We start from the raw sequence: 14,980 nt of genomic DNA, 5'->3' as shown, positions 1-14,980 counted from the left end.
ACACCGCTATCGCAGGCAAGCCAGCTCCCACATTTGGATTGCGTTATTTCAGGTGGCTTGTGAGAAAACTGAAGTACTCATAGCGAATCTGCGGAATTTCATTGGCCAAGTGATGCCGACCCTGCTTGAGCATCAACACCTCAGGCTGATCGAACTTACCCCGCAACACCTGCATATTGTGCTGCCAGTCCACCGTCATATCTTCCTCACCCTGCACGATCACCGGGCGCCGGGGGCTGCGGGGTGCGGCTTCGATGCGTTTGATCCAGCGCGCCAGCGACCCCACCCAGGCGGTAGGCAGTTGGCGAGGCTGTAGCGGGTCGGCTTCCAGGAACGGCTTGAACGCCGGGTCGTTGGAGTTATCGCTGAAACGCCGGGCGATGCCTTTGACGAAGGGGCGCAGCAGGTAATAGCTGACCTGCGACCAACCCCAGGCACGCGGCCGCACCAACGGCGACAGCAGGAAGGTCTTGCCCTGGGCCGGGCTTTGGGCGCCGTGGTTGAGCAGGTGGTCCACCACGATGGCGCCGCCGGTGCTTTGCCCGAACAGGTGCCAGGGTTGCGGCAATTGCAAAGCCTTGGCCTCGACGAACAACGCCTGCACCACGCTCTGGTACACCGCAAAGTCATCGATGCTGGCGCGCACGCCGCTGGACAAGCCATGGCCCGGCAGGTCGCAGGCGATCACCACGAAGCCCTGGTCCAGCGCCCAATCCACCACATGGCGATACAGCCCCATGTGATCGTAGAAACCGTGAAACAGGAACATCGTCGCCACCGGCGCCGGCGGCCACCAGACCTGGGCCACCACCTCAAACCCATCCACCTCAAAACGCCCCAGGCGGCTCACCGCCGGCACCTGGCGTGCGGCCAGGTCGAGCCCGTAGAAACGCTGGTAAACCCTCGCCTCGGCTGACAGCGGCTGCGCATCCACCAGGGGGCGCAAGCTTTCGCGCAGATGATCAGGGTCAAAGGTGACGGGCATAAAGGCTTCCAGACTTGCGGTGAAGATGAATATCGAGCTGCGATATTCATCTGTCAGGACAAGCATGGCAAGCTACGCGACCTGCGAGGATACATCCAATGCGACCGCCCTACCGTAACGCCCTGTTCGCCAGCGTGATCCTGGTTATTTGCGCCGGGGTACTGTGGGCGGCCTATGACTGGTTCCAGGGCCGCTACCTGCGCGCCTTCAGCGAACACACCGCGGTATTTTCCGGCGATGCGCTGCAACTGCCCGCCGCCCTCAGCGGCCCTGGCCCGATTCGTCTGGTGCACTTCTGGGACCCGGCCTGCCCGTGCAATGTCGGTAACCAGCAACACCTGGGCGAGTTGATCGAGCAGTACGCGCCCCAGGGGGTGGAGTTCTATGCCCTGCAAAAACCCGGCAGCCACGGCCAGTTGCCCGAGAACCTGCGCCACCTGAAAGTCCTTGATGCCCTGGCCGGCGCCGACCAGATACCCGCCAGCCCGGCCGTGGGCATTTGGGACCGCACCGGCAAGCTGGCGTATTTCGGCCCCTATAGCGAAGGCCTGACCTGCAACGCCAGCAACAGTTTTATCGAGCCAATTCTCAAGGCCCTTGGAACCGGACGCGACGTGAATGCCACTCACACCCTCGCGGTAGGCTGCTATTGTTCGTGGCCTAAGGATCTGTAGCCCGTCCACTTTGGTAAGGAATGTTCATGAAGCGCGTCTTGCAGGTTTTTGCGGTGCTGATTGTGCTGGTCGCCCTGGGCGCCGGTTGGTACGTCTACAGCAAACAACCTACGCGCCAGGGCACGGTGACGCTGGCGCACCTGCAAGGCTCGGTCACGGTGCGTTACGACGACCGTGGCGTACCGCATATCCGCGCCGAGAACGAAGCCGACCTGTACCGCGCCCTGGGCTATGTGCACGCCCAGGACCGCCTGTTCCAGATGGAGATCATGCGGCGCCTGGCCCGTGGCGAACTGGCCGAGGTGCTGGGGCCCAAGCTGCTGGACACCGATAAGCTGTTTCGCAGCCTGCGCATCCGCGAGCGTGCCTTAAGCTATGTGGAGCATATGGACCCTGGCTCAGCCTCGTCCAAGGCCCTGCAAGCCTACCTGGACGGGATCAATCAGTATCAGGACAGCCACACCAGCCCCATGGAGTTCGATGTGCTGGGCATCGCCAAGCGCCCGTTTACCGCCGAAGACAGCATCAGCGTCGCCGGGTACATGGCCTACAGCTTTGCCGCGGCCTTTCGCACCGAGCCGGTGCTGACCTATGTGCGTGACCGGCTGGGCAGCGACTACTTGAAGGTCTTCGATCTCGACTGGCAACCCAAGGGCGCACTCAACCTGGCGGCCAGCGATTGGCAGACCCTTGGCGCTATCGCCGCCCTGAGCGAACAGGCCCTGGCCGACAACGGCCTGCCGCAGTTCGAAGGCAGCAATGCCTGGGCCGTCAGCGGCAGCCATACCCAAAGTGGCAAGCCGTTGCTGGCGGGTGACCCTCATATCCGTTTTTCGGTGCCTTCGGTCTGGTACGAGGCGCAACTGTCGGCGCCAGGCTTCGAGCTATACGGCTACCACAACGCGCTGGTACCGGTGGCGTTCCTGGGGCACAACCTGGACTTCGGCTGGAGCCTGACCATGTTCCAGAACGACGACCTCGACCTGGTCGCCGAGAAGGTCAACCCAAACAACCCCAACCAGGTCTGGTATCACGACCAATGGGTGGACATGAGCAGCAGCGAGCAGCAGATCCAGGTCAAGGGCCAGGCGCCGGTGACCCTCACCCTGCGCCGCTCGCCCCACGGCCCGATCATCAACGATGTGCTCGGTGAGAACGCCGGCAGCACACCGATTGCCATGTGGTGGGCGTTCCTCGACAGCGAAAACCCGATCCTCGATGGTTTCTATCAGCTCAACCGTGCCGATACCCTGGCCAAGGCGCGTGCCGCGGCCGCGAAGGTCTCGGCGCCGGGCCTGAACATCGTGTGGGCAAACGCCAAGGGCGATATCGGCTGGTGGGCGGCGGCGCAGTTGCCGATCCGCCCGGCCGGCGTCAACCCGGCGTTCATCCTCGACGGCAGTACCGCCCAGGCCGACAAGCTGGGTTTCTACCCCTTCAGTGCCAACCCCCAGGAAGAAAACCCGCCGCGCGGCTATGTGGTGTCCGCCAATGCCCAGCCAGCATCGCCCACCGGCATGCCGATCCCCGGCTATTACAACCTGGCGGATCGTGGCCAGCAGTTGAACGTGCAGTTGAGCGACAAAAGCGTGAAGTGGGATGTGACCAACAGCCAGGCCCTGCAACTGGGCACCACCACCGCCTACGGCACGCGCCTGCTGGCGCCGCTGTTGCCGGTGCTGCGCGAGGTGGTCAAGGACCCGGCGCAACTCAAATTGGTGGAACAGCTTGCCAACTGGAAGGGTGACTACCCGCTGGACTCCACCAGCGCCACGCTGTTCAACCAGTTGCTGTTCAACCTCAGCGACGCGACCTTTCATCCCAAACTCGGCGATGCCTTGTTCAAGACCTTGCTCGGCACCCGCGTGATCGACGCCGCATTGCCCCGCCTGGCCGCATCGGCAGACTCGCCCTGGTGGAACGGCAACCGCGCCGATACCGTCAAGCTCGCCTGGGACAACAGCCTGGCCCACCTCAAGGCGACGTTCGGCGATGACCCGGCGCAATGGCAGTGGGGCAAGGCGCACACCCTGACCCACGGCCACCCGCTGGGCCTGCAAAAGCCGCTGGATAAAATTTTCAACGTCGGCCCGTTCCCGGCGCCGGGCAGCCATGAGGTTCCGAACAACCAGACCGCGCTGATTGGCCCGGCACCGTGGCCGGTGACCTACGGCCCGTCGACACGGCGCCTGATCGACTTCGCCGACCCGACCCACGCCCTCACCATCAACCCGGTGGGGCAAAGCGGTGTGCCGTTTGATACGCACTATGGCGACCAGGCGCAGAGCTATATCGAGGGAAGGTACGAGCAGGCGCACTTCAGTGATGAGGAAGTGACGGCCAATACCCGCGGCACCTTGAAACTGCTGCCCGCCCGATGATCGTTCCCACGCTCCGCGTGGGAATGCAGCCGTAGACGCTCCGCGTCCGCCCTTAAAGCGGGGACGCAGAGCGTCCCAAGAGGCGTTACCACGCAGAGCGTGGGAACGATCATCGCTCAAACCGGCGCCGCAAAGTTAAGCCTGAACTGTTGCGGCGTGACGCCCAGCCGGCGGTTGAACACACTGCGCATGTGCTGGGCGTCGCGAAAGCCACATTGATAGGCCACGGTTTTAAGCGGTGCATGGCTGCTTTCAAGCATCACCCGCGCCGCATCCACACGCGCCCTCTCGACAAACTCCGCCGGCGTAATCCGCGCTTCACGGGCAAACACCCGGGAGAAATTACGTGCACTCATATTGGCCGCCTTGGCCAGGTCGGCAATGGTCAGGTCTCCCGTCAGGTTGGCCAACACGTACAGCTGCACCAGCGCCACCGCCGAGGTGGTTTCGGCATGGGGGGTTAGGAACGGGCTGAACTGCGATTGCCCGCCCGAGCGCTGGGTGAACACCACCAGGCGCTTGGCCACGCTCAGCGCGACTTCCGGGCCGTGATCCTGGGCCAGCAGATACAACGACAGGTCGATACCTGCCGTGACCCCGGCGGAGGTGTAGAGCTTGCCATCCTGCACATAGAGACGGTCGGCTTCGACCTGGGCCGAGGGGCACAGGCGCGCCAGGCTGGCGGCGTCGTTCCAGTGGGTAGTGACGGTCTTACCGTCCAGCAGGCCCGCACGGGCCAGCATAAAGGCGCCGTTGCAGATCGAGCCGAAGCGCTGTGCCTTAGCGGCGGCAGTGCGCAGCCAGGCGTCAAACTCGGGGCCGAAATCGTCGAAGGGTAACTGCGGGCCACCGGCGACCAGCAGCAGGTCGTAGGGTTGCCGAGCTTCGCTGTAGTGCTTGTGCGCCTGCAATGACAAACCGTTGGAGGCCGCCATGGCGCCGTGGCCGAAGCCGAGCACTTCCAGCCGATAGTGAGCCTCGGGCGCCAGGAAGCGGTTGGCCTCGCAGAACACATCCATCGGCCCGGTCACGTCCAGCGACTGAACACCGGGGAAGATCAGGATGGCGACGGTTTTGCCCATGGTCACAAACACCTTTTTCCAACTGGATAAACGCGACCCCCTTGTGGGAGCTGGCTTGCCTGCGATGCAGACGACTCGGTACCTCAGGTACACCGAGGTGATGCTATCGCAGGCAAGCCAGCTCCCACAGGGGATCGCCTACATGCTTGGCACGATGTGGCGGCACATTGGCCGGGATCGCCTCCCTGTGGCGATAGCCGCTTCAGGGTCATGGGACCAGACTGGAATCTTTCCAGAGGAGATCCACCATGAGCACCACCATAGCCGGTATCCAGATTCCTGACAGCGCCTTGGCCCGGGCCACCACCGAATACATCCGCGACGTCGAATCGGACCTGCTCTACCACCATTCGCGTCGGGTCTTCCTGTTCGGCGCCTTGAGCGGTGAGCGCAAGCAGTTGGCCTACAACCCGGAGTTGCTCTACGTCGGCGCGATGTTCCATGACCTGGGCCTGGTGGAAGGCCACCGCAGTGACGACGAGCGTTTCGAAGTGGACGGCGCCAACGCCGCCGCCGCGTTCCTCAAGCCTTATGGGTTGAGCGATGACGATATTGAACAAGTGTGGTTGTCCATCGCCCTGCACACCACGCCGGGCGTGCCGAAACACCTGCGCCCCACGGTGGCGTTGGTGACCGCTGGAGTGGAGATGGACGTGCTGGGCATGGACTACGCCGCCTTCAGCAGCGTGGAGCGCGAAGCGGTGGTGCATGCGCATCCACGGGGTGAAGGGTTCAAGGAGTGCATCATCTGCGCGTTCGCCGACGGCTTGCGCCATCGCCCGCAGACCACGTTTGGCAACGTGAAGACCGATGTGCTGGTGGACCAGGAACCTGGGTTCAAGCCGATGAATTTTGTGCAGGTGATCCGCACATCGCCGTGGGCTGACTGAAACCCGATTTTATAAGCACCGCAAAACTACTGTGGGAGCTGGCTTGCCTGCGATGGCGGTGGGTCAGCATCTTATAAGTGACTGATACACCGCAATCGCAGACAAGCCAGCTCCCACATTTTCACCCTGTTCCGGCAGTTAGACCGGTGCTGGCGCCCGGCGCTTGTCCGGCTGTTGCCAGCCATCCGCCGCAGCCTCTTCAATCGCCTGCTGGATGGCCTTCTTGCGATGCTCTTCGGCCCGACGGCTGAAGAACCACACCAGGAAGGTCACCAGCGACACCGCCAACAGAATCAGGCTCGCCACGGCGTTGATCTCGGGCTTAACCCCAAGGCGCACCGCCGAGAACACTTCCATCGGCAAGGTGGTGGAACCGGGGCCCGACACGAAGCTGGCGAGTACCAGGTCATCCAGGGACAGTGCGAAGGACATCATCCCGCCCGCCGCCAGCGACGGCGCGATCATCGGGATGGTGATCAGGAAGAACACCTTCCACGGCCGTGCGCCCAAGTCCATCGCCGCTTCTTCGATCGACAGGTCCAGCTCACGCAAGCGCGCCGACACCACCACCGCCACATACGCCGCACAGAAGGTGGTGTGGGCGATCCAGATGGTGACGATGCCACGCTCCTGGGGCCAGCCGATCATCTGCGCCATGGCCACGAACAGCAGCAACAGCGACAGACCGGTGATCACTTCGGGCATCACCAACGGCGCCGTCACCAGGCCGCCGAACAGCGTGCGGCCCTTGAACTGGCTGATGCGCGTGAGCACGAAGGCTGCCAGGGTACCCAACGCCACCGCCGCCACCGCCGTGTAGCAGGCGATTTCCAGGGAGCGGGCCACCGAGCCCATCAACTGGGTGTTGTCCAACAGGCCCACGTACCACTTGATCGACCAACCGCCCCACACTGTTACCAGCTTGGATTCGTTGAACGAGTAGATCACCAGGATCAACATTGGCAGGTAGATGAACAACAAGCCTGCGACCAGCATGAAGCTGGAGAAACGAAAGCGTTTCATATCTTGCCCTCCAACTCTTTGGCTTGGCTGCGGTTGAACAGGATGATCGGCACGATCAGGATCGCCAGCATCACCACCGCCAGGGCAGACGCCACCGGCCAGTCACGGTTGTTGAAGAACTCTTGCCACAACACCTTACCGATCATCAGGGTTTCCGGGCCGCCGAGCAGTTCAGGAATCACGAACTCGCCCACCACCGGGATAAACACCAGCATGCAACCGGCGATGATGCCGTTCTTGGACAGCGGCACGGTGATTTTCCAGAAGCTGTTGAAGGTGCTCGACCCCAGGTCGGAGGCGGCTTCCAGCAGGCTCTGGTCGTGCTTCACCAGGTTGGCGTACAGCGGCAGGATCATGAATGGCAGGTACGAATAGACCACACCGATGTACACCGCGACGTTGGTGTTGAGGATCTGCAGCGGCTCGTTGATCAAGCCCATGGACATCAGGAAGCCATTGAGCAGGCCGTTGTTGCTGAGGATGCCCATCCACGCATACACCCGGATCAGGATCGCGGTCCAGGTGGGCATCATGATCAGCAGCACCAGCACGGTCTGCATCTCTTTGCGCGCGGTGGCGATGGCGTAGGCCATCGGGTAGCCGATCAGCAGGCACAGCAGCGTGCTGAAAAACGCCATCTTCAGCGAGCCCAGGTAGGCGGCGATGTACAACTCGTCGCCCGCCAGCAAGCTGTAGTTGGCCAGGTTCAGCACCACCTCCAGCTTTTGCTCAACGTAGGTATAGATCTCGGTATAGGGCGGGATCGCCACATCGGCTTCGGCAAAGCTGATTTTCAGCACGATGAAAAACGGCAGTGCGAAAAACAGGAACAGCCAGAGGAAGGGAATCCCGATGACCACCTGCTTGCCATTGGGCACGATGCGATCCAAGCGCCGCTTGAATTTCTTCATGTTCATGAGCGAAGTACCACGCCGCTATCGTCTTCCCACCACACATACACCTGGTCACCCCAGGTTGGGCGCTGGCCACGGCGTTCGGCGTTGGCGACGAAGGACTGCACCAGCTTGCCGCTCGGCAGCTCCACGTAGAACACCGAGTGGCCGCCCAGGTAGGCGATGTCGTGCACCTTGCCGCTGGACCAGTTGTGCTCGCAGGTCGGCATTTCGGTGGTCACCAGCAGCTTTTCCGGGCGAATGGCGTAGGTCACCGACTTGTCTTCCACCGAGGTGGCGATGCCGTAGCCCACGTAGATGTCGCGGTCCAGGTCCGGGCACTTGAGCACCGCGTGGCCTTCAGCGTCGTCCACCACTTGGGTGTCGAAGATGTTGACGTTGCCAATGAACTCGCACACCAGGCGGCTGGTGGGGGTTTCGTAGATATCGATGGGGCTGCCGATCTGGGCGATCCAGCCCAGGTGCATGATCGCGATGCGTTCGGCCATGGTCATGGCCTCTTCCTGGTCGTGGGTCACCATCACGCAGGTCACCCCAACGCGCTCGATGATCTCCACCAACTCAAGCTGCATCTGCGAGCGCAGCTTCTTGTCCAGCGCTCCCATTGGCTCATCGAGCAGCAGCAGTTTCGGGCGCTTGGCCAAGGAACGGGCCAACGCCACACGCTGGCGCTGGCCGCCGGACAACTGGTGCGGCTTGCGCTTGGCGTACTGGCTCATCTGCACCAGCTTGAGCATCTCGGCCACGCGTGCGTCGACTTCAGCCTTGGGGATCTTGTCCTGTTGCAGGCCGAAGGCGATGTTCTGCGCCACGGTCATGTGCGGGAACAAGGCGTAGGACTGGAACATCATGTTGATCGGCCGCTCGTAGGGCGGCATGTCGGTGATGTCCACACCGTCGAGGTAGATGCGACCTTCGGTTGGGCGCTCGAAACCTGCCAGCATGCGCAGCAAGGTGGATTTGCCCGAACCCGAACCGCCGAGCAAGGCGAAGATCTCGCCTTTCTTGATTTCCAGGGACACATCGTCCACGGCAATCGTCTCGTCGAACTTCTTCGTGACCCGGTCGATTTTGACCAGCACCTTTTTCGGTGTCTGGTCGCCCTCGAGGGCTTTCTTATAGGCGCCGGAGGCAACTGCCATTTACGAAACTCCCAAAAAAAACTGTGCAGCCGGCCCAATGCGGGCCAGCCTTGGATAGTTTGAGCCTTACTTGCCCGTCTTGACCTTGGTCCAGCTACGGGTCATTAAACGCTGCACTTTCGGGGGTAGCTCAAAGTTGACGAATGTCCGCTCGAGAACCGCCTGCGGTGGGTAAACCGCTGCGTCAGTGCGTATCGATTGCTCCATCAGTTTGTCCGCCCCTGGGTTAGGGTTGGCGTAACCGACTTGATCGCTGACCTGAGCGATCACCTCAGGCTGCAGCAAATAGTTGATGAAGGCGTGGGCTTCCTTGACGTTGCTGGCATCCTTGGGAATCGCCAGCACGTCGAACCACAGGTTGCCGCCTTCTTTTGGAATCGTGTAGGCGATGTTCACGCCTTTGCCCGCCTCTGCTGCGCGAGCCTTGGCCTGGAACACATCGCCGGAGAAACCGGCCGCCACGCAGATGTTGCCGTTGGCCAGGTCCGAGATGTATTTGGAGGAATGGAAGTAGGTCACGTAGGGCCGCACTTTCAGCAATTTTTCCTCGGCTTTCTTGTAGTCGGCCGGGTTGGTGCTGTTGGGGTCCAGGCCCATGTAGTTGAGTACTGCCGGCAGCATTTCATCGGCCGAGTCCATGAACGACACGCCGCAAGTGGCCAGCTTCTTCATGTTTTCCGGTTCGAACAACACCGCCCAGGAGTCGATCTTGTCGACACCCAGCACTTGCTTGACCTTGTCGACGTTGTAGCCAATGCCGTTGGTGCCCCACAGGTACGGCACGGCGTATTGGTTGCCCGGGTCGTTCTTTTCCAGGCGTTTGAGCAGTACCGGGTCGAGGTTGGCGTAGTGGGTCAGCAGTGACTTGTCGAGCTTCTGGAACGCGCCAGCCTTGATCTGCTTGCCCAGGAAATGGTTGGACGGCACCACGACGTCGTAGCCGGTACGCCCGGCGAGCAACTTGCCTTCCAGGGTTTCGTTGGAGTCAAACACGTCATACACAGGCTTGATACCGCTGGCCTTTTCGAAGTTGGCCAGGGTGTCGGGGCCGATGTAGTCCGACCAGTTATAAATATGCACCGTCGGTGCGGCCTGCACGCTGGCAGCCAGCGTGATACCTGCACCCACCAGCATGGCTTTGCGAAATAAAGAAATTGGCAAGTGGAGGTCCTCTTAATAGTTGGGGCCTTGAAGTTGTTGCCCGGCAACAAAACCGGCGCGCAACTTACCGTCGATAAACCGATCCGGCAAAACTTTCTGTCATTTATTTTCTGTACGGTTGCCGCTGTTTGTAGGAGCGAGCTTGCTCGCGAAGAACTCACAGGCAACGCGGGCGACCAGAGGCGCTGCGTTATCGTTGACGATTTTCGCGAGCAAGCTCGCTCCTACAGGTTTCTGGCGTTATTTACCGGATTTGATTTTGGTCCAGCTACGGGTCATTTCACGCTGAGTTGCCGCCGGCATGTCGGCAATGGCGTAGAGCTTGGATTGCACTTCGGCCGACGGATAAATACCCGGGTCGCTGGTGATGTCTTTATCGACCAGGGCGGTGGCTTTCTCGTTACCGTTCGGGAAACGCACACTGTTGGTGATCGCGGCCATGACGTCTGGCTTGAGCAGGTAGTTCATGAATGCGTAGGCAGCGTCGACGTTTTCGGCATCCTTGGGAATGGCGACCATGTCGAAGAAGCTGCCAGCACCTTCCTTGGGAATGTCATAGGCGATCTTGACCTTGCCACCGGCTTCAGCCGCGCGGGTTTTGGCCTGTTCGATGTCACCCGAGTAGCCCACAGCCACGCAGATGTTGCCGTTGGCCAGGTCGGAGATGTACTTGGACGAGTGGAAGTAGCCGATCGAAGGACGGATTTTCATGAACAGGTCTTCGGCCTGTTTCAGATCAGCCTTCTTTGTAGTGTCGGTCGGCAGGCCCAGGTAATGCAGCGCTACCGGCAGCATTTCGGTTGGCGAATCGAGGAAGCTCACGCCGCAGCTTTTCAGCTTGGCGATGTTTTCCGGCTTCATCAGTACGTCCCACGAGTCGATCTTGTCCACGCCCAGTGCGGCCTTGACCTTCTCCGGGTTGTAGCCGATGCCCATCGAGCCCCACATGTACGGGAAGGCGTGCTTGTTGTCCGGGTCGCTGACCGATACGGCCTTGAGCAGGGATTTGTTCAGGTTGTCGTAGTTGGACAGCTTGGACTTGTCCAGCTCCTGGTAGACACCTGCCTTGATCTGCTTGGCGAGGAAGCTGTTCGACGGCACGACGATGTCGTAGCCGGACTTGCCCGCCAGCAACTTGGCTTCCAGGGTTTCGTTGCTGTCAAAAACGTCGTACACCACTTTGATGCCCGACTCTTTTTCAAAGTTGGCGATGGTGTCCGGTGCAATGTAGTCGGACCAGTTGTAGACGTGCAGCACTTTGCTGTCTGCCTGGGCCGCGCCCGCCATTGCGCCCATCAGGGACAAGGCGAGGAGGGTCTTGCCAGCGTTCTTCAAACCTAATGCCTTCATTTGGTGATGCTCCAATTTTTTCTTTTTTGGGCCACAAGCGTTGTATGTTTTACGGCCCAACCGAAGGGCAACAAAACAGGGCGACAGTCTGGCAAGTTCAGGGGCCGGCTTTCAACCAAAGCCCCTGCATTTTTAACTGCCCAATGCACCGCGCACTGAGCCTAGCACTTAGCCCTGCAAGGCAGCCAAAGTCAGGTCCAGGCAATGGCGGGCCTTGGTTACCAGCTCGTCGATTTCAGCCTTGCTGATGACCAGCGGCGGCGAAATGATCATGGTGTCGCCCACGGCGCGCATGATCAGGCCATTCTCGAAGCAGAAGGTTCGGCAGATCATGCCGGCGCCTTTGCCTTCGTGACGCTTGCGCGTCGCCTTGTCCTGCACCAGCTCGATCGCCCCGAGCATGCCGACGCCGCGTACTTCACCCACCAGCGGATGATCGCCCAGTTCCCTCAGACGTTTCTGCAAATACGGTGCCGTTTCTTCGTGCACACGGTTAACGATTTTTTCATCGCGCAGGATGCGGATGTTTTCCAGGGCCACAGCCGCAGCGACCGGGTGACCGGAGTAGGTAAAGCCGTGGTTGAAATCGCCCCCTTCGTTGAGCACCGCCACCACTTCGTCGCGCACGATCAGGCCGCCCATGGGCACGTAGCCCGAGGTCAGGCCCTTGGCGATGGTCATCATGTGTGGCTTGAGGTCGTAGAAATCGCTACCGAACCACTCACCGGTACGGCCGAAACCGCAGATCACTTCGTCGGCGACAAACAGAATGTCGTACTTGGCGAGGATTTCCTTGATGCGCGGCCAGTACGTGGCAGGCGGCACAATTACGCCACCGGCGCCCTGGATCGGCTCGGCAATAAAGGCGCCGACGTTGTCCACGCCCAGCTCCAGGATTTTCTCTTCCAACTGGTTGGCGGCCCACACACCGAATTCCTCGGGGCTCATGTCGCCGCCTTCGCCAAACCAGTACGGCTGGGCGATGTGGGTAATGCCCGGGATCGGCAAGTCGCCCTGCTCGTGCATATAGGTCATGCCGCCCAGACTGGCGCCGGCCACGGTAGAGCCGTGGTAGCCATTCTTGCGGGCAATGATGGTTTTCTTGTTGGGCTGGCCCTTGATCGCCCAGTAGTGGCGGACCATGCGCAACATGGTGTCGTTGCCTTCGGAGCCAGAGCCGGTGAAGAACACGTGGTTCATGCCGGCCGGCGCGACATCGGAAATGACCTTGGCCAACTCCAATACCGGCGGGTGTGCGGTCTGGAAGAACAGGTTGTAGTACGGCAGTTCTTTCATTTGCTTGGCGGCGGCATCGGCCAGTTCATCGCGACCATAACCGATCGCCACACACCACAGGCCGGCCATACCGTCGAGGATCTTGTTGCCTTCGCTGTCCCACAGGTAAACGCCGTGGGCTTTGGTGATGATCCTTGGGCCTTTCTCTTTCAATTGCTTGAAGTCGCTGAACGGCGCCAGATGGTGATCATTGCTCAAGGCTTGCCATTCACGGGTTTGCGGGTTGTTGCTGGACATACCGATCTCCTAGACTTTTCAGTGAAGGGCGCGCCTGGAGGGCGTGCCCGGCGCATCAGACGGCGAAGAGCAGGAATTCCCGCTCCCACGAACTGATCACGCGCTTGAAGTTTTCATGCTCGGCCCGCTTGACCGCGACGTAGCCCGTGATGAATTTTTGCCCCAGGTATTTCTCGATGGTCTTGCTGTTTTCCATGCGTTCCAGGGCGTCTTCGATGGTCAACGGCAGACGCAGGTTGCGTCGCTCGTAACCACGGCCCACCACCGGCGCGCTCGGGTTATGGCCTTCGACCATGCCGATGTAGCCGCACAACAGGCTGGCGGCAATCGCCAGGTACGGGTTGGCGTCGGCGCCCGGCAGGCGGTTTTCCACGCGGCGGTTCTGCGGGCCGGCATCCGGGACGCGCAGGCCGACAGTGCGGTTTTCTTCGCCCCATTCCACGTTCACCGGCGCCGAGGTATCGGGCAGGAAGCGGCGGAACGAGTTCACGTTGGGGGCGAATAAAGGCAGCAATTCAGGGATGAATTTCTGCAGGCCGCCAATGTGGTTGAGGAACAGTTGGCTCATGGTCCCGTCTTCATTGGAGAAGACGTTCTTGCCGGTGGCGATGTCGATGATGCTCTGGTGCAGGTGCATCGCGCTGCCGGGCTCGCCGGTCATGGGCTTGGCCATGAAGGTGGCGGCCACGTCGTGCTTGAGCGCGGCTTCGCGCATGGTGCGCTTGAACACCAGGATCTGGTCGGCCAGGGACAGGGCATCGCCGTGACGGAAGTTGATTTCCATCTGCGCGGTGCCGTCCTCGTGGATCAGGGTGTCGAGGTCCAGTTCCTGCAGTTCGCACCAGTCGTAGACGTCTTCGAACAGCGGGTCGAATTCGTTGGCCGCTTCTATAGAGAAGGACTGGCGACCGGTTTCCGGGCGGCCGGAGCGGCCAATCGGCGGTTGCAGCGGGAAGTCCGGGTCTTCGCAGCGCTTGGTCAGGTAGAACTCCATCTCCGGCGCCACGATGGGCTGCCAGCCGCGGTCGGAATAGAGCTTGAGGACTTTCTTGAGCACGTTGCGCGGCGACAGCTCGATCGGGTTGCCTTGCTTGTCGTAGGTGTCGTGGATCACCTGGGCGGTCGGCTCGATGGCCCACGGCACCAGAAATACCGCGTTCTGGTCGGGGCGGCAGATCATGTCGATGTCGGCCGGGTCGAGCAATTCGTAATAGATGTCGTCTTCGACATAGTCGCCGGTCACGGTCTGCAACAGAACGCTTTCGGGCAGGCGCATGCCTTTTTCGGCAATGAACTTGTTGGTCGGCGAGATCTTGCCCCGGGTAATACCGGTGAGGTCGCCAATCATGCATTCGACTTCTGTGATCTTGTGGTCTTTCAACCAATCGGTGAGCTGGTCGAGGTTGTTACTCATAAATGCCTCTGGGCTGGGTTTCCTGGCATCCATTAAAGGCCAGGCGTTGGTTGACGCAGCATCCGCGTCGTTTTTTCATTCAGGGTAGGAGCTTACCTGCCATTTGCCCATGGGTTGCATTCCTCAGGCCAAAGTTGTGCAGAATCACGATCGGCACAGCGGATGAGGGCAGGTCAGTGGCGTAGGAGATGGCAAAAAGGAGATCGGCCGGGCCGTCAAGAATATTGGCCGGTGCCTGGGCATTCACACGGGGCGAACGAGCTGCGGACAAAGCCTGGCTGGAGCAGGCGCAGACGCCGATTGGCGGCAGGTGAAACATGAAGCACCCCGGTATTATTGCTGTTATGGGTTTGAATCGAGCTTAGCCTTGTTCATTTTTTTACACAACACCCCCGTAAAAAATCCTACACGGCCCGCTCAAGCCTGCAGGT

General features: G+C 60.7%; 13 protein-coding genes. 3 read left to right on the top strand and 10 right to left on the bottom strand.

What is annotated here, in order from left to right:
- Positions 1–43 precede the first annotated feature (43 nt).
- Positions 44–985, bottom strand: a complete 942-nt coding sequence (gene bipL, locus TX24_RS09440) for a phospholipase BipL (protein ID WP_057710315.1) — start codon at positions 983–985, stop codon at positions 44–46.
- A 98-nt stretch (positions 986–1,083) separates the two neighbouring features.
- Here bipL and TX24_RS09435 point away from each other — a divergent pair, with 98 nt between their 5' ends.
- Both TX24_RS09435 and TX24_RS09430 read left to right on the top strand, forming a co-directional pair.
- Entirely contained in the window at positions 1,084–1,659 is a 576-nt protein-coding gene (locus TX24_RS09435) for a DUF6436 domain-containing protein (RefSeq protein WP_003195228.1), read from the top strand.
- Positions 1,660–1,685: 26 nt separating this feature from the next.
- Positions 1,686–4,040, top strand: a complete 2,355-nt coding sequence (locus TX24_RS09430) for a penicillin acylase family protein (protein WP_057710220.1) — start codon at positions 1,686–1,688, stop codon at positions 4,038–4,040.
- Between the two features lie 116 nt (positions 4,041–4,156).
- Here TX24_RS09430 and TX24_RS09425 read toward each other — a convergent pair whose 3' ends face one another.
- Positions 4,157–5,122 (bottom strand): GlxA family transcriptional regulator, encoded by a 966-nt coding sequence (locus TX24_RS09425; RefSeq protein ID WP_003195232.1) that lies wholly within the window; start codon positions 5,120–5,122, stop codon positions 4,157–4,159.
- A 248-nt stretch (positions 5,123–5,370) separates the two neighbouring features.
- Here TX24_RS09425 and TX24_RS09415 point away from each other — a divergent pair, with 248 nt between their 5' ends.
- Positions 5,371–6,012, top strand: a complete 642-nt coding sequence (locus tag TX24_RS09415; protein WP_057710218.1) for an HD domain-containing protein — start codon at positions 5,371–5,373, stop codon at positions 6,010–6,012.
- 138 nt (positions 6,013–6,150) lie between these two features.
- Here the strand turns inward: TX24_RS09415 and TX24_RS09410 are convergent, their stop codons facing one another.
- The 8 genes from TX24_RS09410 to TX24_RS30610 all read right to left on the bottom strand — a co-directional run bounded on the left by TX24_RS09410 (position 6,151) and on the right by TX24_RS30610 (position 14,868).
- A complete protein-coding gene (locus TX24_RS09410) occupies positions 6,151–7,035 on the bottom strand; it encodes an ABC transporter permease subunit (RefSeq protein ID WP_003195236.1) in 885 nt (294 codons plus the stop codon).
- Positions 7,032–7,952: an ABC transporter permease subunit gene (locus TX24_RS09405; protein ID WP_057710217.1), complete on the bottom strand. Its 921-nt coding sequence runs from the start codon at positions 7,950–7,952 to the stop codon at positions 7,032–7,034. The genes TX24_RS09410 and TX24_RS09405 overlap by 4 nt, the downstream gene beginning before the upstream one ends.
- On the bottom strand, positions 7,949–9,091 hold the full coding sequence (locus TX24_RS09400) for an ABC transporter ATP-binding protein (protein WP_003195240.1): 1,143 nt from the start codon (positions 9,089–9,091) through the stop codon (positions 7,949–7,951). The genes TX24_RS09405 and TX24_RS09400 overlap by 4 nt, the downstream gene beginning before the upstream one ends.
- A gap of 66 nt (positions 9,092–9,157) precedes the next feature.
- A complete protein-coding gene (locus tag TX24_RS09395; RefSeq protein WP_003195242.1) occupies positions 9,158–10,252 on the bottom strand; it encodes a polyamine ABC transporter substrate-binding protein in 1,095 nt (364 codons plus the stop codon).
- 240 nt (positions 10,253–10,492) lie between these two features.
- Positions 10,493–11,587: a polyamine ABC transporter substrate-binding protein gene (locus tag TX24_RS09390; RefSeq protein ID WP_032897707.1), complete on the bottom strand. Its 1,095-nt coding sequence runs from the start codon at positions 11,585–11,587 to the stop codon at positions 10,493–10,495.
- A 183-nt stretch (positions 11,588–11,770) separates the two neighbouring features.
- The gene (locus TX24_RS09385) at positions 11,771–13,135 is read right to left on the bottom strand and encodes an aspartate aminotransferase family protein (protein ID WP_003195247.1); all 1,365 of its coding nucleotides are present in this window, start codon (positions 13,133–13,135) and stop codon (positions 11,771–11,773) included.
- Between the two features lie 55 nt (positions 13,136–13,190).
- Positions 13,191–14,549: a glutamine synthetase family protein gene (locus tag TX24_RS09380; RefSeq protein ID WP_003195249.1), complete on the bottom strand. Its 1,359-nt coding sequence runs from the start codon at positions 14,547–14,549 to the stop codon at positions 13,191–13,193.
- Between the two features lie 79 nt (positions 14,550–14,628).
- The gene (locus TX24_RS30610; RefSeq protein WP_080765515.1) at positions 14,629–14,868 is read right to left on the bottom strand and encodes a hypothetical protein; all 240 of its coding nucleotides are present in this window, start codon (positions 14,866–14,868) and stop codon (positions 14,629–14,631) included.
- Positions 14,869–14,980 lie beyond the last annotated feature (112 nt).

The organism is Pseudomonas lactis (genome assembly GCF_001439845.1).
Lineage (GTDB): Bacteria > Pseudomonadota > Gammaproteobacteria > Pseudomonadales > Pseudomonadaceae > Aquipseudomonas > Aquipseudomonas lactis.
The sequence above is the reverse complement of the archived record's forward strand: the minus strand, read 5'-3'. Positions and strand labels throughout refer to the sequence as shown.